The sequence below is a fragment of the Acinetobacter sp. NIPH 817 genome, assembly GCF_000368405.1.
Lineage (GTDB): Bacteria > Pseudomonadota > Gammaproteobacteria > Pseudomonadales > Moraxellaceae > Acinetobacter.
Genome location: NZ_KB849420.1, coordinates 2151784 through 2171511, shown reverse-complemented (window position 1 = coordinate 2171511; position 19728 = coordinate 2151784). Strand labels below are relative to the sequence as shown.

Genomic DNA, 19728 nt, shown 5'->3' with positions numbered 1-19728 from the left:
CTAGAATTGGGCTTTAATTAAACTATTTTTTAGATGATTTTCCAAAAGGTAGTTTTTCGGTTGCAAAGCCATAGATTGCAGCAAAAGGCAGGGCGGTTCTTGCTAAATAAGCAACACGCCATAAGCCGCCGTGGTTAGCACCTTCCATCATGAGTTCAAGTGGATGATCCAGTTCAGTTTCAGGATTTGCCACAGAAGACTCATTTCTTAAGTCATGAATCCAGAGTGCCGCCATAATGGCATTGGTCGTTTCAGGACTAAACGCTTCTACATCAAAAAGCTCTGCACCATTAAAAGCTGCTTTCAATAATGGATTTTTAGTCACAGAGTGAGTCGTTGTAGATGGAGCAATATTAATACTTACGTGTTGTCCTTGATGGCGGGCCAAAATAGCACGCCATTGTTGAATGCGTTTTGCCAAAGCATAGTTTGGGCCTTGTTCAACCACTAGACAGTCGGCAATACCATAAGTTTTTCCATTTTCACAATCAATCAGGTCTTGATAAGGCGCTTGGAAAAAGCGATTTAAGGAAAGTGTAGAAACACCTTTCACCGCCAATTTTTGTAGTTTTGTGCGTGATTTAAATTTTTGTTGAGCAGCTTTTGCTACTTCTTTAGGAACTGCATAAACATCAGTTGGTGTACACATAAACATAAGGCTCGTATCAGACTTACGCTCACTCACAAATTGCATAATGCTATCCATTGCCATGGATACACGAACGTGCTTTTCACCATCTAAATAGGCAATTGCAGCTAAATCTAACTTTTGTGGAAACTGCACTAGCCACTGTGCAATCTCTGGTAATTGAGTTAATAAATTTGCACCCAATTTATCTTTTAGTTCAGAAGCTTTTGCTGAGGAATCAATTTGTTCAACGCTTGGAGCAATGAGCGTTGCATTTCCTTCTTGAATCGTATTTAAAATTTTGCCCCAGACACGTGGGTTTGGTAAGTCGACAGCAATAATATTCGCTTTCCACTTTGCTAACCAAGGTAGAGGACCAGCTTCTGAAGCCGCGCCAAACAACACCATGGTACGGTCAGATAAATCAAACCATTCTGGATGAGCAGTAGCTTCACGCAAAGCTTTTGCATGACTTGGTTCAATAATACCAGCCTCTTCCCAAAGTTGAATTTGGTCTAGTAAGTTTTGTCCACTGAGTTTTTGTCCTTTGTAAGGAACATACCACTCTGGAGCTGTATCACTTTCACCTTTAAGTTTTACTGTGTGAAGGGGCGTAGATGAAGCAATATGAACCGCATCTTTTAAAAGGTAATGCTTACTATCACGATAATAGTCAAAAATATGGTGAGCTTTATGCAAACCTTGCTTAGCAATAGTAATTGGGTTGCTACTATTTGAAATTCCTTGCTTAACAAGCGCTTTAAAATAAATAGGGTAGTTTTTTCGCCAGTTTTTTTCATTCAACACTTGTTGCGCGGTTTTATTATCCACAACAGATAAAGCCTCTGACAAAATCTCTTGGCCGGTAAGAGATGTGCTTTGTTTTTTTGTTGAGGCGTGTACTGGAAATTGTAGACCTTCGACTTGACTTGTGCTGGACATAAAATATCTCGTTATACGACTGGGTTAATATACAGATGTATACATTATCTATGCCAATGAAAGGAAACGAGTGGCAATAACTGACAAAATAATATTGATTATTTATGTGATGAAACATGAAAGAGCGATTTATTATGATAAATCCATCTCATTTTGGCCTTAATTTTTTTCACATTTTTAGAACATTTTTATAGACTTACGTTACATAAATGATTATTTTGTATTAAGCAAATACATCAGTTTTAACCTGAAGGTAAAATGTTCAAAATGTATCAATAATACAGATGCAGAAATGATTAAAAACTAGACTTTTTTCTTAAAGGATAAGAGAAGTCAGACGGAATAAGAAAGAATTGGGGTGAAACTAGATAGAAGACAACGTAAGATTGTCTTTTAAAAATCTTGGGGATATGGTGATTTTTTTACACCATAATTTTCTAGTTTCATCCCATCTATTTTTGGGTTGGAACCCACTATTTTTGTACTCAGTTTATCATTTAATCAAACTCTATTTCTTTAACGTAACTTCAAAATTACTTTAAGAATGGAGTGGTTCTAACAGCGTCCTTTTTTAGCTTGTCCTGGTGGGCAAAAGTCTCCCGGATGATTGTGATAAGGTGAATCTGGATCAATCACAATACTACCTTCAGGTGTATGGACTGCACAGGCTGATAGTGACATTGTGAAAATTGCTGCTGCACAAAGAAGTAAAGTTTTCATCTTGTTCTCACTTTTTTATCATTCTCACTTGTACTATAAAAACATTTTGATTATTTTTCGATCTAATTTTGGTTAAAAAACATCTTTAATAAATCTAATTAAGAAGAAATTAAGGAGACCGTAAAATAGTTCGAAATCCAACATGCGTTGCAGCTAAATCAAAATCCTGAGGGTAGCGACTGCTGTTTCTATAACGGGAACAATAATTTTGTGCACAAAGAAAAGATCCGCCTTTAATTACATACTCAGTACTCGCAATTTGTTGTTGTCTTAAATCAGAATAATTTCCCATATGTTGGTCATGGGCACCTTGATACGGTGAAGATGTCCATTCCCATACATTTCCAATCGTATCAAATAGTTTGAAATCGTTTGGCGCAAAACATCCAACGGGTGCCACATCTTTAAAGTGATCTTGATTTAGGTTTTGAAAAGGGAATTCACCTTGCCAGTAATTTGCTTGTGGATGTTGGTGTTCATCGGTAGGCGCTTGATGTAAGGGCGTATCAGTTTTTGAATTGGCTTTAGCTGCATATTCCCATTCTAGTTCTGTTGGTAAATCATGTCCGAGCCAGACTGCATAATGTTCAGCATCGTTTTTACTTACATATCGCACAGGTTCATTCGGAGTAGCTACTGCACCATTACTGCCATTGGGGGTTTTCCATGTATACCCTGATTTTAGCTGCCACCATTGCTGTGGATGATGAGGATCTGGTGAGAAAACAGCAGCCTGCTTTTGTTTTTCGGCATCGGTAATGTAGCCCGTTGCTTTTACGAAACTTGCAAATTGAGCAACGGTAACTTCAGTCTGATCAATCCAGAATCCTTTGACTTCTCGTTGTTTTTTTCCAAAATTAAGTTCATCGGGATAGGCTTTCTCAGAACCAAAATTAAAATTCCCATCGGCAATTAAAACCATTCCAGCTGTAGGTTGTTTGAGCCAACCTTGAGGTAGTCCAGAGTAGTTTTTACACTTTTCAATAGAACCTAGGTCAGCTAAAGACGTCGGCTGTTGATGCGAGGGTGCTGATTCAGAAACTTTTGAAGATTGGCTACAGCCTGTCATAAAAGACAGGCTGATTGCGGTAACTAAAAATAGTTTTAATCTCATTTGGCGTTATATTCCTGCACACCATTTTTCTCAGTATATTTTTGATAAACCGATAATAATTCTTGAACTTTTGCTGGGTAAAGCTGTGCAACATTGTGATTTTCACCCCGATCTGCTTTAATGTTATATAACTCCCAAGTTTCTGTACCTAACTCAGGGCGTCCTTGAAGGGCAATTTTCCATTCGCCTTGTTTTGCATATTTACTGCCATGTAATTCATCAGCAAAGCTGAAATTAGCAGGGCGAATGGTAGTGGTTTTATTTTCAAGTAAAGGCTTCCATGAAATCCCTGATGGCGTATTAATGGTTCGACCATTGTATTGGCCTTGAGGTACTGGAATATGAGCATATTCTAATAGGGTTGGGAAAACATCGAGTACAGATGCAAAGCTATGATTGGTTTCTTCTGCTTTTTTCTGGTTCGGTAATTTCACAATAGCAGGGGCAGTCGTTGCACCTTCACCAGCTGTATCTTTCCATAAGTGGAAAGGCGCCGCACTGACCTCGGCCCAACGTGGTCCAATATAGTGATATGAAGTTGTTGTTCCCACATTTGCTACAGAGTTATCAAAACCAGATTCACTACCATATCCGCCACGTACAAAACCTTCTGCGCCATTGTCAGAAACAAAGAAAATTAAAGTATTGTCATAAAGATTATTTTGTTTGAGATATTGAATAATACGGCCTACATTAGCATCGAGGTTTTCTACCATGCCTGCGTAGATTTCCATTTTACGGGCTTCTAGAGCCTTTTGTTCGGCTGTTAACTCATCCCATTTTCCATATTTTTGTGGGGCATTTTGAGTTGCAATTGGTTCTGCTGCCTCAAAGTTTGTAGGGATAATACCAAGCTGTTTTTGCTTAGCAATACGTGCGTTACGTATAGCATCGTAACCGACATCATAAACTCCGCGATATTTTTCACGGTATTCAGCAGGTGCTTGAATTGGCCAGTGAGGCGCCGTATAGGCAGCATAAGCAAAGAACGGTTTGCCACTATTTTTGCCTGAGTCTAAGTAGCTCAGTAATTTATCGGTAAAATAATTTGTCGAGAAAAAGTCATCTGGCAAAGCGGAAACAGGAATAACTTGACCATCTTCTGTATAAGTTGAATTTCGTTTAAATGCACTTGGCGCTTGCTTAAAGTGGTGATCTAGACCTTGTAATAAAGTAAATGAATGATCAAAACCTTTTGCATGTGCATTTGTTTCCGGAGTTAGCCCTAAGTGCCATTTACCGCTGATGTACGTGCGGTAACCATTATCTTTAAGTACTTGAGCGATAGATAGAGAGTGTTCATTTAAATATCCCTCGTAGCCTGGTTGTCCTTTCAAATGTTCTGGTGTGAGTTCAGCCATTGCCCCAATACCAGCTAAATGGTGATCAGTACCAGAAATGAGTTGAGAGCGTGTTGGAGAACAGGTCGGGGCAGTATGATAATCCGTTAAAAGGCGGCCTTCTTGAGCCAAACTATCAATATTAGGGGTATGAATTTCACCACCGAAAGCCCCTAAATCTGAATAGCCTAAGTCATCAGCCATAATAAATAAGATATTCGGTTGCTTAGGTGTGGTTGCTACATTTTCTTGATTATCGTTGTCATTACATCCAGCCAAAGATAAGCTAAATAAAGCAATGGAAAGGCTAGATAAAATTGCTTTGTACTTCATTGTATCATCTGAATTATTAAAAGAACTGGCATGAGTTTAATCAGATGGTTTTTGCAATCAAAACAACGAATTGATCAAAGAAAATCAGAAAAAAGACTGAGAATTTATAGTGATAAATTAATGAGAAAAAAAGAAAAGCCCACAACGGGCCTTTCTTTAATTTATTTTGTTTAGAAAGGAAGGCGAGTAAGTTGGTCTAAGAAATGCGGAATAACTTTTGGTTCAAGTAAAATTGTTACGATGATTCCGTAAGCCGCACCCCATAAATGAGCACTATGGTTAATATGGGTATTACCACGCTTACCAGCCCAAATACTGTATGCCACATATAAAATTGCAAAAATAATAGCGGGTACAGGAATGAAAAATACGAAAATCAGCTTCCACGGTTGGAATAGGATATAAGCAAATAACACTGCTGAAACAGCACCTGAGGCACCTAGGCTTGCCCAGTTCGCATCATTTTTATGCTGTAAATAGCTCGGTAAAATCGCGAAGATTAAGCCACCTAAATAGAACAACACAAAACCCATGTCGTAGAAATATTGGCGATAAAAACTTTCAATAATACTGCCAAAGAAAAACAGGGTAATCATGTTGAAAAGTAGATGTGTTCCATCGGCATGGATAAAGCCATGAGTAATGAAGCGATCAATCTGTCCACGTTGCATTGCAGGTGGCCAAAAAATCAGCCGGTTCATCACGTTTTGGTTGCTAAAAGCAATTAAAGAGATAATGACCGTAATAATAATAAGAGTAACTGTATGGTTAAATGGCAAATGCAACATAAGAAATATTTAAAAAATGATCAATACTGGCTCAATAATGCCATTAAAAACTTAAGTTGAAACCCTGTTGTGTATAAATCCGACAAATTTAGTTGATTTTTTTTAAATCCACCTCATCTTCGGTTAATATAAAGGCATCAGCTTGAGGAATATTGTTATGTCGACTGAGAACACCAACACTGCTGTTGCAGAAGAAATTCCAAACCTTTTGATTACACCATCTGCACAAGAGTATTTGCACGATTTATTAACGAAGCAAAATACTCCGGGAATTGGCGTTCGAGTTTTTGTTGAACATCCGGGTACGCCACGTGCAGAATGTTGTATGGCATATAGTGCACCAGAAGAAGTGATCCCAACGGATTATAAACAGGACTATCCTGATTTTCCTGCGTATATTGATGCGCCATCTATTCCTTATCTTTTAGATGCTGTAATCGATTACAACAAGGACCGTTTTGGTGGTCAGCTTACCTTCCGTGCTCCAAATTCTAAAGTTCCACGTGTTGGTCCAGATGCTTCGATTGAAGAACGTATTACTTACATTCTTCAAGCAGAAATTAACCCAGGTCTTGCAGGGCATGGCGGAAATTGTAGTTTGGTAGAAGTACAAGATGACCCAGAACACGGTTTAACTGCTGTATTAAAATTTGGTGGTGGTTGCCAAGGCTGTTCGGCAATTGACGTTACCTTGAAACAGGGCGTTGAAACTACTTTAAGAGAGCAGATTCCTGAGCTTCAACGTGTGGTCGACCAAACAGACCATACACAAGCTGAAGGTGCTTATTTCAAATAATTAAATTATTTGAAAAGTAAAATAAAAAAGCCTCGCAATGAGGTTTTTTTATTATTCAATATAAATAATGATAATTATTATCAATATCATTTGTAATTTTATTTATATTTGTTACAATGCCGAACTTAAAATGAGAGATGTTTAATAAATCAATATATTGGGAATACTTATGTCGAAGCGTATTATCCAGTCAGTGCTTTCTGTTTCAGTACTGGCAAGTATGATGTCTATGGCTTATGCTGCACAAAATGAGCAAGAACAAGCTGAACAAGCATTAGAAAAGCCTGCTGAACCTGTGAAATTGGAAACAATTTTCGTAACTGCTGAAGAGCAAGTGAAGCAATCGCTCGGTGTGTCGGTTATTACCAAAGAAGATTTAGAAAAACTACCAGTTCGCAATGATATTTCTGACTATGTACGCCGTATGCCGGGTGTTAATTTAACAGGCAATAGTGCAACGGGGCAGCGTGGTAATAATAGACAAATTGATATTCGTGGAATGGGGCCTGAAAACACGCTCATTTTAGTGGATGGAAAACCAATTAACTCTCGTAATTCAGTTCGTTATGGCTGGAAAGGAGAGCGTGATACACGAGGTGATTCAAACTGGGTGCCCGCAGAAGCAATCGAATCGATTGAAGTTTTACGTGGACCTGCCGCAGCTCGCTATGGCTCGGGGGCAGCAGGTGGTGTGGTTAACATCGTTACTAAAAAAGTGACGAATGAAACCCATGGCTCAGTAGAGTTTTATACTTCACAACCTGAAGACTCTAAAGAAGGTGCATCAAATCGTGTTGGCTTTAACGTAAGTGGGCCATTGATTAAAGACGTTTTGTCTTATCGTTTATATGGTAATTACAATAAAACAGAAGCTGACGATGTCGATATTAATAAATCAATAGGCAGTACCGCAGCTGGCCGTGAAGGCGTTAAAAATAAAGATATTTCAGGCCGTTTAGCTTGGCAAGCAACAGACCAACAAACTGTCTTGCTCGATGTCTCTTCTAGTAAACAGGGTAATATTTATTCTGGTGATTCTCAGTTAAATGCAAATGCTGAAGCAGATGCGATTCTTTCTGAACTTATTGGTAAAGAAACCAATACCATGTACCGTGATAGTTATGCATTGACGCATGAAGGGGATTGGTCTTGGGGTAAGAGTAAATTAGTTGCTCAATATGATAAAACTCATAATAAACGTTTGCCTGAAGGCCTTGCTGGAAGTGTAGAAGGAAAAATTAATAATCTTGATAATAAAGCTACTTCACGTTTAGAAACTCTTCGGTTAAATGGTGAAGCCAATATTCCTTTTGAATATTATGTACCACACGTGTTAACACTTGGTACTGAATGGGTTGAAGACAGATTTAAAGATAATGTTTCCACAACTCAAGGTACAGACAGTAGTGGTTCAGGTTACGGCGATCAATTAGCTAAAGGCAATCGTAGTAAAATGGAATCACGTATTGCTTCTGCATATATCGAAGATAACTTAAAACTTACTGATAGCACCGATGCTGTATTAGGTTTACGTTTCGATGATCACAGTAAATCTGGTTCTAACTGGAGCCCAAGCTTAAACGTTACTCAAAGACTCAATGATTATTTCACTTTAAAAGGTGGGGTAGCAAAAGCGTATAAAGCACCAAATATGTATCAAAATGCCGAAGGGTACTTACTCAGTACGAACGGCAATGGTTGTCCATCTAATATTGAGTCACGTTGTTTATTGCAAGGTAATGGTGATTTAAAACCAGAAACTTCGGTAAACAAAGAGCTTGGTATCCAGTTCCAAAAAGATATCGTGAATGCGAGCTTAACGTGGTTCCGCAATGACTATAAAGATAAGATTGTGGCTGGTACAAACGTTGTTGGAACAGTGGATGGCTCAAGTACCAACGCAAATACAGGCGCTGTGACCAACACCAAGTGGAATATCTTACGTTGGGAAAATACGCCTAAAGCATTAATTCAAGGTTTTGAAGGAAGTTTAGGCTTAGACTTTGGCGACATTCGCTGGACCAATAACTTTACTTACATGATGGACTCGAAAGATAAGCAAACGGGTAACCCATTATCTTTGGTTCCAAACTATACGATTAACTCAATTTTCGATTATGACATCACAGATCAGTTAGATGTGAATTTTGTCTTCACTCAATATGGCCGCCAAAAGTCGCGTCAGTTTGCTGAAAATAGAATCGAATCGGGCATTGGTTCAGGTGGAACAAATTCTGCGATTAAGCCAAGTACTGTAAAAAGCTATAGTACTGCTGGAATTAATGTTGGATATAAAATTTCAGATAATATAAGTACGCGTGTTGGCGTAAGTAACTTGTTTGATAAACAAATTTTAAGAGACAGCAATTCGATCAGCCAAACCTACAATGAGCCAGGTCGAGCTTATTACGCTTCTTTAAAATATTCTTTCTAATCAAGACAAATAACAAAGGCGCTTTAAGCGCCTTTGTTATTTATAATATTTAATGCTTTTTCAGAATAATAAAATTTCTCTAGGTAAACACGAGCACGGCGTCTTAAATGCCCCGTTGTAACTAATTGCTGTAATACAGGCACAAGCAACTGAGTCAGTTCATGTTGAATTAAACTTTCATTAATATTGAGATCACGAAGTAGCAAGTCAAAATTACGTTCCTGATTTCGAACATACCACGTATAAACACCATCATGGACTTGTTGTTTCAGGTAAGAAGTTTGGCGAATGTGATCCCAAATCTCGTGTCCTAAACCTACAGTCTTTGATAAATCTTGAACTTCTACATAGTTTTTCAAAACAGAAAGTGGCATAGATTTAACTTTATGCCAAATATTTGCCTGAAAATGATAGAGCTTGTCATTGTCAAAATGTTGATTTAAAACGCGCTCACTCATTTGACTCAGTTTTAAAATATTCTTTTGCAAATAATGATTAATCGTGTCATCTAGATTTGAATCAGTCACTGTTTCCAGAACAGATTTCCCCATTTTCATAAAACGGCCTACACCGGGCACACGCTTTGACATAGATTCATCTAAGTAATCATGCATTGTTTGTTGAATCAATTGAGTCAAGAGTGCTGAAAATGCAGGATTATTCACAATCGTTTTAATGATTTTTTTACGATGCTCTTCTTTACTTGCAACGTATTGCGCAATTCTATCAATTGTTAAAACAGGAATAACATCTTCAATTGTTGTATTTTCATTGGCTGGATGAATAAGTGCAAAGCGAATATGTTCTGCAATTTGTTCAAGCAGAAAATCAGAAGCAGGAGTTTCTAAAATCTGCTTTTGAATCAGTTGCTGGATTTGTTCAAAGGTCCAGAGGTGCTGTAGTTGCCGACTACCCAACCAATGATAAAATTGCTCAAATTCTTGTTGAATAATTTGGGGCTGAGCAAATTCCTCATCTAAAAAATCAAGATGAGCTTCAATGAGTTTTTCTATAAGCGGTTGGGTAGACATAAGGTCTCACAAGTCCGAAGTTTTATTTAAGGTGTAGTCATTTTAGAAGACTGATTTGTTTCTACTTTAAGTAAAAACGGTACATATTGTTGAATAACCAGCTGCTCGGCTTCCAATATTGGCATATGGCCGACATTCTCTAAAATAACCGGAGGTTGGGCATTTTTTAAAAGTCGTTTTAGTTCACTTGCTACTTCTACGTTAATAATTTTATCTTGCTTACCCCATAAAATCAGTGTCGGTGCATCGATTGTCTTGGTGAGCACTGCAAATGAATCTGGCGTATAGACTTTATTGAGTGCAATCAGTTGATCAACCAGTTTCTGCGTTTGAGGCGCCTGATTAATCATCAGCTTTTCTTGAGCTTGAAGGAACTCTTTAGGAATAAATGGAGGATTAAACATGGTTTGCTTTAACAAATAGTTGAAATCACCTTTTTTAGATACTAAAAGTTGTTTTAAGTAGGCTGGATCTTTTAGGTAAATTGTATTTGCAGAGCGGAAAATACCGCCACTATCCACCAAGAATAGACTTTTGGTTTCAAATGGATATTGTCCAGCATAGAGTAGGGCAATTGAGCCACCAAGTGAGTGGCCAGCAATGTGAATTGGGCCTTTTAAATTTGCAGCTTCAACAAATCGACGTAACTTTTCGGCAAGATTGGGTACTGAGTAGTCGAAATCCTGTGCAACTAAGGTTTCCCCACTTCCTGGTAAGTCTGGAATAATAACGTGGTAATTTGCTGTGAGATAACGCGCAACTCGGTTCCAGTTATCACGACTCCCTCCTAATCCATGAATAAGGAGCAACGTCGGTTTAGCGGTAGAACCACCTTCACTATATGACCATGTCACCTCACCGACTTTTAAACTTTTACTTTGTAAACCTGCCCAGCTACGCTCTTGCTGTAAAATATTCTGAAAGTTTATATCTATAGTATCAGCTGCTTGCGTCTGAAAAACACCTGTTATTGTTGTAAGGCTACAAGCCAAGGCAAGTGCCATAGCTGTTTTCTTTATGGTCGTTTTGGTTGATACAAACAGCGTCGTCATAAGATTTCATCCTTGAGGCATAAGCGAGTTTGAAAATTATTGAAAAACTTTGCCAATGAGTCATTTGCCAAATGATCAAAAGGAGAAAAATTATAGTCAATCCGAGAACCAAAGTATGTCTATTTTTTCGCTAAACAGTAAGGAATTTGCGATAAACATTCCATTCAAATAGAGAACGTATTTTTAAAATCTTTCATGGAAAAGGATTTAATTTTTTGTCAGTGACATTCAAATTTTGACACATTAAAATGATTTCCAACCTTGAAAAAACAATGGAAATATAAAATGCCTACCGCGCAAGAAGTTTTAGATCGTCTGAAAGCTGGTAATCAACGATTTGTAAATGGAAATAGTTCCCTTGCAAAAACCTTATCGCATCATGAACGCGCTGAAATGGCAAAGGATCAAAATCCGTTTGCGATTGTATTAGGTTGTTCAGATTCACGTGTTCCAGCAGAAATGGTATTTGATCAAGGTCTTGGTGACTTATTCGTAATTCGTGTTGCTGGTAATGTGGTTGCTCCTTCACAAGTCGGTAGTGTTGAGTTCGCGGCAGAACGCTATGACTGTCCAGTTGTTGTTGTGTTGGGACATAGTCATTGTGGTGCTATTCAAGCAACAATTGATACGTTAATGAATCCTGATCACCCACCATCATCTAACTTAATGTCGATTGTGAACCGTGTTCGTCCGTCAGTTGAAATTTTAATGCAAACTGATTTAAAAAATGATTTGAAAAAACTTTCATGTCATGCGGTACGTTCAAACGTTTTTGCTTCGGTCAATCAATTACGTCATGGTTCGGCTGTGTTAGAGAGCCTGATTGCGAAAGGTGAGTTGATTGTTGTTGGTGCAGAATATTCGCTAGAAACTGGTGAAGTAACCTTCTTTGATTTCTGATTATATTAATAATAATGCTTAAAACTAAAAGGTGCCTACAGGGCACCTTTTATATATGGATAAGCTAAATTAAGTAATTTTGACTGTGCTTGAGCATTGGGATGAATCAAGTCATTTTGCATAAGCTGTTTTTGACCTGCGACTCCATCAAGAAAAAATGGTAGTAATTTCACCTGATATTTTTGGCTTGCAACTTTATAGTTATTTTCAAAAGCTTTGCTATATGCAGCCCCATAATTTGGCGGAATTTTCATGCCAAAAAGAATAACTTGGGCTTTTTGTTTCTGACTTAATTGAATGAGCTGATCCAGATTTTTTTGAATCATTTGAGGCGGTTGACCACGCAAGCCATCATTTCCACCTAATTCAATCACGACCACATTTGGCTTATAGGTCTGTAATAGCTTAGGTAGTCGGGCTAAAGCGCCGCTGGTTGTTTCTCCACTAACACTTGCATTGACCACTTTGTGTTGTTTGGGATACTGTTGGTCTAAGCGTTTTTGCAGTAATTGTACCCAACCTTGTTTGGGATCAATTCCGTAACCGGCACTAATACTATCTCCTAAAATTAAAATAGTTTTCGCCGATACAAGCATAGGCAGCATACTTAATGAGATGAGCATGATGCTTTTAGAACCAATCAAAAAAGATTTATACATTTGTACTTCGACCCTGATTCTGAATACATAGGACTTTTTACATCATGCCACAACCCATCATTGCTGCCCATCAAGTTACACAAACTATTCAGATTAACCAAAATCAGTTTACGATTTTAAAAGATATCGATTTAAAGATTTTTGAAGGGGAGCAGGTGGCAATTACTGGGCGTTCTGGCTCAGGTAAATCAACATTACTGGGAATTTTGGCAACTTTAGATCAACCATCTGAAGGCGAAGTTTGGTTGTGCGGTCAAGCTGTTCATCAATTAACAGAGGAACAACGTGCCCAAATCAGAATGCAGCATATTGGTTTCGTATTTCAGTCTTTTCAACTTTTACCTCAGTTGAGTGCGCTTGAAAATGTAATGTTGCCCTTACGATTACGTAAAGATTTTGACTATAAAACTGCCGAGAAAAAAGCTTTAGATTGGTTGCATCGAGTAGGTCTTAGTCGTCAGGTTGAACAAACGCCTAAAGTCTTATCTGGAGGGGAGCAACAACGTGTGGCGATTGCACGAGCTCTTATTGCAGAACCACAAATTATTTTTGCGGATGAACCTACCGGAAACTTAGATGGTCAGACAGCACAAGAAATTGAAAGTTTGCTCTTTGATTTAAACCGAGAGTTAGGTACGACTCTGATTTTAGTGACCCATGATCGTAATTTAGCAACCCTTTGTCAGCGTCATGTTGAGTTAGATGATGGCCGACTAAAGACAGTACAGGGTGGTTAAATTATGCGTAATCTTTTAAAACCACTTTTGCTACAAAGTTTTCGTACAGGTGGATTATATCTACTCATTATTGCTCTATCGCTTGCGATTAGTGCAACCACAGCCCTGAAATTTAGTAACGACCAAGTTAAACAGGCAGTCAGTCTGCAAGCTTCGCAAATGCTGGGTGCGGATTTGGTTCTGTCGAATAACGAGCCTATCGAACAGCCGTGGAAAAAAAGAGCAGATCAGCTTGGTTTAAAGCAAACCAATGTCACTCTATTTAGTTCTATGGCTCATACACAAGATCAGTTTGTCATGGTCAATGTAAAAGCAATAGAACCTGCGTTTCCACTCAGAGGACAGCTTGAAATTGCTCCCAAAACTCAAGCGATTCAATCTGGAGAAGTTTGGCTAAGTCAGAGAGCAGCCGATTTGCTGAAAGTAAAATTAGGAGATATCGTTTCTATAGCAGATGGCACCTTCCGTTTTAGCGGCGTGATTGTGCGTGATTCAAATCAGGAACTCGGGTTTTCAGGCTTTTCTCCAACAGTTATTATTCATCAAGCCGATATTGCTAAAACACATGCAATTCAGACTGGAAGCAGAATTGACTATCGTTTATTAATGTCTGGTCAACCTGAACAGGTTCAGACTTTTTCTAAGCAGTTTAAACAGCAACATCAAACGACAAATAAAGAATTAGATGAAACGGCAGGTTTGCGTTTACGTGATGCGAGCGAATCAAATAGTCGGTTATTACGCCCGCTTGAAAACCTAGATACCTTTTTGCAACTGGCCAATATTTTAACGATTTTGTTGTGTGGGATTGCCATTGCTTTAACGAGTCAAAGATATGTTCAGCAAAACCAAGATCATATTGCACTTCTTAGATGCTTAGGAGCCAGTAAGTTCCAAATTTTATGGGTCTATATTGGATTGCTTTGTATTGTCAGTGCGATTTCAATTGTGATGGGCAGCCTTTTAGGGTTGATAATGGGTTATGGCCTGCTGCAACTTATGCTGCAATTGATTCCTCAATTAGCGTTAAGTTTTTCGCTCATACCACTTTTACTTGGGCCTTTACCAATCGCTATTTTTACGAGTGTGATTGTGCTGCTCGGTTTTATTTTGCCAAGCATTTGGGAGCTTTTAAATACACCTCCAATTCGGGTGATTCGCGAAGAAGCCAAATCTCGTAAATCATTATTCTTTATGTTTTTTGCTGGCATTAGCAGTCTGATTGTTTTTAGTTTGGTGTTGAGTGAAAACTTGATGCTCAGCATTATGGTTTTGGCTGCAATTATCGTGCTTTGTATTTTGCTGTATACCCTTGTTTGGCTCTTGCTTCGTAGTCTAAAAAAGATGAAAAATCGTTTATCTTTTTATATTCGCTCACCCTCGCAAAGTGCCTTACAAATTACTGCACTGGCTTTAGGCTTAAGCCTCATTACAGTGTTAAGCGTATTAAGAACAGATTTATTACAGCGTTGGCAGCAACAACTTCCTGAAGGAACCCCGAATCAATTTGTTTATGGTTTACCTCCATTCGATTTAAAACCTTTTGAGCAACAATTAAAGCAACATCGTTGGCAAAGCACGCCGTTATATCCAAATATCCGAGGGCGATTATTGGCGAAAAATGATGTGCCTTTTTCTGAAGAAGCCATAAAACAAAATAACTCTTTGCGCCGTGAATTGAATTTAACGCAATCAAATCAATTGCCGAATGACAATGCCATTACAAAAGGACAAACTCAGTTTAATGGCGTGGGGCAAGTTTCAGTCGAAAGTAAAACTGCCGAAAGTTTAGGAATCCAAATTGGAGACAAGCTGACCTTTAGCTTGCCCGAAGGCACATTACAAGCCAAGGTTGTAAATTTCCGGAGCGTAGAGTGGGAAAGCTTTAGCCCTAACTTTTTCTTTATTTTTTCACCGAAAACTTCAGATGAAAATGCTGGAAGTTATTTGGGTAGTTTCTATGTACCTAAGCAAGATCAACCAAAGATGATCAATATTATTCAGCAGTTTTCCAATACCGTATTTATTGATGTTGACCGAATTTTAGATGAAGTAAAACGGTTAATGAATGTTTTGGTCAAAATTGTGACTGTACTGGCAGCATTAGTCGGTTTTTCTGGAATATTGGTATTGATTGCATGTTTAAACCTATTAATGGACGAGCGACGCCGTGAGGTTGCTTTACTACGCTCATTTGGGTTATCTAAAAATAAAATGAAGCAAATGCTCAGTTTTGAGATTGGGTTTCTTGGTCTGTTAGCAGGCATAGTTGCCTGCTGTTTTGCGGAAGTGATTAGTGCGATTGCTAGTTATAAAATGAATATGGCAATACAGTGGCATTTTGAAATATGGCTGATTTTACCTCTTGGCATGATGCTGATTTGTGCGTTGATAGGTCGTTATCGACTCGGTTATCTCTGTAATTTGCCGCCTTTACAAAGTTTAAGAGAGTTAAATCAGCTGTAACTTAAGGAATAATTCCAGGATTTTGGATGATGATTTCATGCCATAGCGGAAGTAAGGGTGAGTTGAGTTGTACACAGTACATATAAAAACCACCCGTAATGATTACTGCGCCTAATAAGCCTAAAATTTTGAGCACACTTTTAAACTTACTGACGTAGCTTAAGTACCACATCAGTGCAAGGAATGCTCCAATAACCATGCCGCCAATATGTGCGGCATTATTAATACCAGTTGCGACAAAACCAAAAATAAGGTTGATTGCCATAATCATTAATAATGCTTTTTTATCGAGTATGTAGGTTTGATGCGGAAGTGGTGGAAATAAGGAAAGTACTGTTAACGCAGCACCTAATCCCATTACGGCACCTGAAGCACCTGCACTGACATGAGGGAGTAAGCTCTGGTCAAAATGTTGCAGTAATTCATGTCCATTTTGAATGGTCATATAGCTACTTAAAAGGCTCCCAAATAAACCAGCAAGTAAATACATGCCTATAAAATAGAAGCGACCAAATAGGGACTCGGCAACATTACCGAAAATATAGAGGGCCCACATGTTGAGCATGAGATGGACTAAACCAAAATGAAAAAACATGCTGGTAAATAGACGTTCAGGCTGCCCAGAAAAAGTAAGTGGTGTAAAATCAGCTCCCCAATGAATAGCATCTTTCATGGCTGGATCGCTAATATCGACGCCAGATAGAATTTGCCAGACAAACAAACCTACATTGATTGCGATGAGCAGGGCAGTCAGCCACCAAGTTTGTACATTGAGTTTACGATTAATGTGCGGAGGCTGATATTGAGTCATGCTATGCTTTTGTTATATATGAACATGCTTTACAGCTTAACATGAAAAAAGTTGAATACAGGAGATCAGGACGAACATGAAAGCTTTTATTGTTCGCGTGTTGTTAATTTTTATTGGGGCGATTCTCCTTATTCAACTTTGGATTTTTTCGAGTTTGGTCTGGTGGCGGACACATGAAGTGGATACGACCATGTTCATGCGAATTGATTATTGGTCTGATACATCTGAGCCAATTGTCCATCAGTGGCTTGACTATGATGATATTAGCGATAATTTTAAACATGCAATTTTAGCGGGCGAAGATGCAAAGTTTATCCATCATCATGGCTTTGACTGGCAAGGTATCCGTTTTGCCCTTGAGCGAAATAATGAAGAGGGTGAAGTGGTTGCGGGTGGTTCTACCGTGTCTCAACAGCTTGCAAAGAACTTGTTTTTATACAACAAACGTTCATTTATTCGTAAAGGCCAAGAAACGGTCGCGACTTGGATGATGGAGCGGATGTGGTCAAAACGCCGAATTCTTGAGGTATATATGAACTCAGTTGAATTTGGCAAAAATTTGTATGGTGTTGAAGCAGCCGCTCATCATTATTATGGTAAAAGTGCTAAAAGCTTAACGCGTGAACAAGCCGCTTTCTTAGCTGCGTTATTGCCTGATCCGAAATATTATCAAGATCATCGTAACGATCATAAACTACAATATAGAAAACGCGTTATTTTACGTTATATGAATAGCACCCAGATTCCTGAATAAAGCTGTTTTAAAGATGTGTAAATTTTTTAGTTTTTACCAAATTGTCATATTTTTGCAGCATACTGGTTTATAGAGATTTTGGCTGGATAGAGAATAGAGTTAGACATGAATACAGCGATTACAGCAACAACGACCCCAATAGAATATAGTTATAATGACCGTTATATAAATCGTGAATTGTCTATTCTTGACTTCCATTTGCGTGTATTGGAGCAAGCGGTAGACCCTTTACATCCATTGCTTGAGCGAATGAATTTCTTGCTCATTTTCTCGCGTAATCTCGATGAGTTCTTTGAAATTCGTGTTGCTGGGGTAATGGAACAATTTTCTCTGGGCAACGAAAGTCGTAGCCCAGATGGTCTTACCCCAAGACAGGTTTTACAAAAAATCTCTGAAACTGCTCATGCTGCGATTGAGCGTCAATATCGAATTTTAAATGAAGAAATCTTACCTAAGTTACGTGAAGAAGATATTTGTTTCCTACGTCGTGGTGAGTTAACTCCAGCCCAATCTGCTTGGGTGAAAAAATATTTTCAGGAACAAGTCGCACCTGTTTTAACACCAATTAGTCTAGATCCAGCACATCCGTTTCCTCGACTTGTTAATAAAAGCTTGAACTTCATTATTACGCTTGAAGGTAAAGATGCTTTTGGTCGTCAAATTGATTTGGCTGTTGTGCCTGCACCACGTTCATTACCTCGCGTTGTACGCTTACCAGACGAATTAACAGGTGGAAAAGAACATCATGTGATGTTGTCGGCAATTATCCATGAACATGTGTCTGATTTATTCCCAGGAATGACAGCAACTGGATGTTATCAATTCCGTGTTACACGTAATGCAGATTTGGCACTGAATGAAGATGTTGAAGACTTAGCTAAAGCATTAAAAGGTGAATTAAGTTCTCGACGTTTTGGCCGTGCAGTTCGTTTGGAAGTAACCCATAACTGCCCGCAGCATATTTATGAGTACTTACTTGAAGAGTTCGATTTAACTGATGAACAATTATATAAAGTTGATGGCCCAGTAAATTTAGCTCGTCTGGTTTCAAACTTTAAACGTCCTCATTTGCGTTATGACTCGCATACGCCGGTTGTGCCTAAAGTGTTTAAAAAGACCGAGAGCATTTTCTCGGCAATGCAGAAGCAAGATATTTTACTGCATCATCCGTTTGAATCTTTTGCTCCTGTAATTCAGCTACTTCGTGAAGCTGCTCGCGATCCGCAAGTATTAGCAATTAAGCAGACGTTATATCGTAGTGGTGCTGATTCTGAGATTGTGCAAATTTTGGCAGAAGCGGCGCGTAATGGAAAAGAAGTTATTGCCGTTATTGAATTACGTGCTCGCTTTGATGAAGAATCAAATATTGAAGTAGCAAACGTTTTACAAGAAGCAGGGGCAGTCGTTGTTTACGGTATTGTAGGTTATAAAACTCACGCCAAAATGATTATGGTGGTGCGCCGTGAAAATAATAAATTGGTGCGTTATGTTCATTTAGGAACGGGTAACTACCATGCGATGAATGCCCGAATTTATACCGATTATGGTCTCATGACTACAGATAAAGATCTGTGTGAAGACGTACACCGTATATTCCAAGAGTTGACCGGCATGGGCAAAATGGCGAAATTGAAAAAGCTATTACATGCACCGTTTACCCTACATGCTCAGCTTATTAACTTTATTGATGAAGAAATTGCCAATGCTAAAGCAGGCCGTAAAGCTCAGATCATTGTTAAAGTAAATGCATTAACCGAAGTCCAGTTAATCAATAAATTGTATGAAGCTTCTCAGGCGGGTGTTCAAATTGACCTGATTATCCGTTCGATTTGCTGCTTACGTCCAGGTTTGCCGAACCTGTCGGAGAATATTCGGGTGCGTTCAATTGTAGGACGTTTCCTTGAGCATACTCGTGTTTATTACTTCAGTAATAATGGCGATGCACGTATTTACTGTTCAAGTGCAGACTGGATGGACCGTAATTTATTTAATCGTGTAGAAGCGTGTTTCCCTGTTGAAGACCCAGCATTGAAAAAACGAATTTATCAACAAGGTTTAGTGAACTACTTACAAGATAATCAACAGGCTTGGTTGCTTCAAGGTGATGGTACGTGGATTCGTGCTGAGCCAGCAGAGGGTGAAAAATTGCATAATGCTCAAAGAGCATTATTGGAAATCATTAAATAATGAACTTTCAAGACTAAATAAAAGCCGACATTTTGT

The 19728-nt window shown here is 38.5% G+C and carries 16 protein-coding genes; 7 read left to right on the top strand and 9 right to left on the bottom strand.

Translation table 11 applies throughout. The features are described 5' to 3' along the window. Positions 1-22: 22 nt before the first annotated feature. The 5 genes from F968_RS13915 to F968_RS13890 all read right to left on the bottom strand — a co-directional run bounded on the left by F968_RS13915 (position 23) and on the right by F968_RS13890 (position 5865). A complete protein-coding gene (locus tag F968_RS13915) occupies positions 23-1570 on the bottom strand; it encodes a hypothetical protein (RefSeq protein WP_004794001.1) in 1548 nt (515 codons plus the stop codon). A 555-nt stretch (positions 1571-2125) separates the two neighbouring features. Continuing rightward, entirely contained in the window at positions 2126-2290 is a 165-nt protein-coding gene (locus tag F968_RS19910; protein ID WP_004793999.1) for a hypothetical protein, read from the bottom strand. Between the two features lie 109 nt (positions 2291-2399). After that, on the bottom strand, positions 2400-3404 hold the full coding sequence (locus tag F968_RS13905; protein ID WP_004793996.1) for an SUMF1/EgtB/PvdO family nonheme iron enzyme: 1005 nt from the start codon (positions 3402-3404) through the stop codon (positions 2400-2402). Then, positions 3401-5077, bottom strand: a complete 1677-nt coding sequence (locus F968_RS13900; protein ID WP_004793995.1) for an arylsulfatase — start codon at positions 5075-5077, stop codon at positions 3401-3403. Before F968_RS13900 ends, F968_RS13905 begins: the two co-directional genes overlap by 4 nt. A gap of 170 nt (positions 5078-5247) precedes the next feature. After that, complete coding sequence (locus F968_RS13890; RefSeq protein ID WP_004793994.1) at positions 5248-5865, bottom strand: rhomboid family intramembrane serine protease; 618 nt, start codon at positions 5863-5865, stop codon at positions 5248-5250. 157 nt (positions 5866-6022) lie between these two features. Here F968_RS13890 and nfuA point away from each other — a divergent pair, with 157 nt between their 5' ends. Beyond that, positions 6023-6661, top strand: coding sequence for a Fe-S biogenesis protein NfuA (gene nfuA, locus F968_RS13885; RefSeq protein ID WP_004793993.1), 639 nt, complete (start codon positions 6023-6025; stop codon positions 6659-6661). A 169-nt stretch (positions 6662-6830) separates the two neighbouring features. Continuing rightward, on the top strand, positions 6831-9095 hold the full coding sequence (locus F968_RS13880; protein WP_004793992.1) for a TonB-dependent siderophore receptor: 2265 nt from the start codon (positions 6831-6833) through the stop codon (positions 9093-9095). 23 nt (positions 9096-9118) lie between these two features. On the opposite strand, the gene F968_RS13875 is transcribed toward F968_RS13880, so the two are convergent. Beyond that, positions 9119-10126 carry a hypothetical protein gene (locus F968_RS13875; RefSeq protein WP_004793991.1) on the bottom strand — a complete coding sequence of 336 codons (1008 nt, stop codon included), beginning with the start codon at positions 10124-10126 and terminating at the stop codon, positions 9119-9121. 26 nt (positions 10127-10152) lie between these two features. Beyond that, positions 10153-11178: an alpha/beta fold hydrolase gene (locus tag F968_RS13870; protein ID WP_004793990.1), complete on the bottom strand. Its 1026-nt coding sequence runs from the start codon at positions 11176-11178 to the stop codon at positions 10153-10155. Positions 11179-11463: 285 nt separating this feature from the next. Here F968_RS13870 and F968_RS13865 point away from each other — a divergent pair, with 285 nt between their 5' ends. Continuing rightward, entirely contained in the window at positions 11464-12078 is a 615-nt protein-coding gene (locus F968_RS13865) for a carbonic anhydrase (RefSeq protein ID WP_004793989.1), read from the top strand. A 35-nt stretch (positions 12079-12113) separates the two neighbouring features. On the opposite strand, the gene F968_RS13860 is transcribed toward F968_RS13865, so the two are convergent. Then, entirely contained in the window at positions 12114-12737 is a 624-nt protein-coding gene (locus tag F968_RS13860; RefSeq protein ID WP_004793988.1) for an arylesterase, read from the bottom strand. Positions 12738-12781: 44 nt separating this feature from the next. Between F968_RS13860 and F968_RS13855 the strand changes: the two genes are divergently transcribed. Continuing rightward, positions 12782-13474, top strand: coding sequence for an ABC transporter ATP-binding protein (locus F968_RS13855; protein ID WP_004793986.1), 693 nt, complete (start codon positions 12782-12784; stop codon positions 13472-13474). 3 nt (positions 13475-13477) lie between these two features. Further along, positions 13478-15940: an ABC transporter permease gene (locus F968_RS13850; protein WP_004793985.1), complete on the top strand. Its 2463-nt coding sequence runs from the start codon at positions 13478-13480 to the stop codon at positions 15938-15940. 1 nt (position 15941) lies between these two features. On the opposite strand, the gene F968_RS13845 is transcribed toward F968_RS13850, so the two are convergent. After that, complete coding sequence (locus F968_RS13845; RefSeq protein WP_004793983.1) at positions 15942-16751, bottom strand: rhomboid family intramembrane serine protease; 810 nt, start codon at positions 16749-16751, stop codon at positions 15942-15944. Positions 16752-16827: 76 nt separating this feature from the next. Between F968_RS13845 and mtgA the strand changes: the two genes are divergently transcribed. Beyond that, entirely contained in the window at positions 16828-17505 is a 678-nt protein-coding gene (gene mtgA / locus F968_RS13840) for a monofunctional biosynthetic peptidoglycan transglycosylase (RefSeq protein WP_004793982.1), read from the top strand. 105 nt (positions 17506-17610) lie between these two features. Continuing rightward, positions 17611-19692 (top strand): polyphosphate kinase 1, encoded by a 2082-nt coding sequence (ppk1, locus tag F968_RS13835; RefSeq protein WP_004793981.1) that lies wholly within the window; start codon positions 17611-17613, stop codon positions 19690-19692. Positions 19693-19728: the final 36 nt, after the last annotated feature.

What these genes read in the sequence shown, in the direction of transcription:
- F968_RS13915 (WP_004794001.1), bottom strand. Translation starts at nt 1,570, where the DNA reads ATGTCCAGCACAAGTCAAGTCGAAGGTCTACAATTTCCAGTACACGCC.
- F968_RS19910 (WP_004793999.1), bottom strand. Translation starts at nt 2,290, where the DNA reads ATGAAAACTTTACTTCTTTGTGCAGCAGCAATTTTCACAATGTCACTA.
- F968_RS13890 (WP_004793994.1), bottom strand. Translation starts at nt 5,865, where the DNA reads ATGTTGCATTTGCCATTTAACCATACAGTTACTCTTATTATTATTACG.
- ppk1 (WP_004793981.1), top strand. Translation starts at nt 17,611, where the DNA reads ATGAATACAGCGATTACAGCAACAACGACCCCAATAGAATATAGTTAT.
- F968_RS13850 (WP_004793985.1), top strand. Translation starts at nt 13,478, where the DNA reads ATGCGTAATCTTTTAAAACCACTTTTGCTACAAAGTTTTCGTACAGGT.
- mtgA (WP_004793982.1), top strand. Translation starts at nt 16,828, where the DNA reads ATGAAAGCTTTTATTGTTCGCGTGTTGTTAATTTTTATTGGGGCGATT.
- nfuA (WP_004793993.1), top strand. Translation starts at nt 6,023, where the DNA reads ATGTCGACTGAGAACACCAACACTGCTGTTGCAGAAGAAATTCCAAAC.
- F968_RS13870 (WP_004793990.1), bottom strand. Translation starts at nt 11,178, where the DNA reads ATGACGACGCTGTTTGTATCAACCAAAACGACCATAAAGAAAACAGCT.
- F968_RS13865 (WP_004793989.1), top strand. Translation starts at nt 11,464, where the DNA reads ATGCCTACCGCGCAAGAAGTTTTAGATCGTCTGAAAGCTGGTAATCAA.
- F968_RS13845 (WP_004793983.1), bottom strand. Translation starts at nt 16,751, where the DNA reads ATGACTCAATATCAGCCTCCGCACATTAATCGTAAACTCAATGTACAA.
- F968_RS13905 (WP_004793996.1), bottom strand. Translation starts at nt 3,404, where the DNA reads ATGAGATTAAAACTATTTTTAGTTACCGCAATCAGCCTGTCTTTTATG.
- F968_RS13875 (WP_004793991.1), bottom strand. Translation starts at nt 10,126, where the DNA reads ATGTCTACCCAACCGCTTATAGAAAAACTCATTGAAGCTCATCTTGAT.
- F968_RS13855 (WP_004793986.1), top strand. Translation starts at nt 12,782, where the DNA reads ATGCCACAACCCATCATTGCTGCCCATCAAGTTACACAAACTATTCAG.
- F968_RS13880 (WP_004793992.1), top strand. Translation starts at nt 6,831, where the DNA reads ATGTCGAAGCGTATTATCCAGTCAGTGCTTTCTGTTTCAGTACTGGCA.
- F968_RS13900 (WP_004793995.1), bottom strand. Translation starts at nt 5,077, where the DNA reads ATGAAGTACAAAGCAATTTTATCTAGCCTTTCCATTGCTTTATTTAGC.
- F968_RS13860 (WP_004793988.1), bottom strand. Translation starts at nt 12,737, where the DNA reads ATGTATAAATCTTTTTTGATTGGTTCTAAAAGCATCATGCTCATCTCA.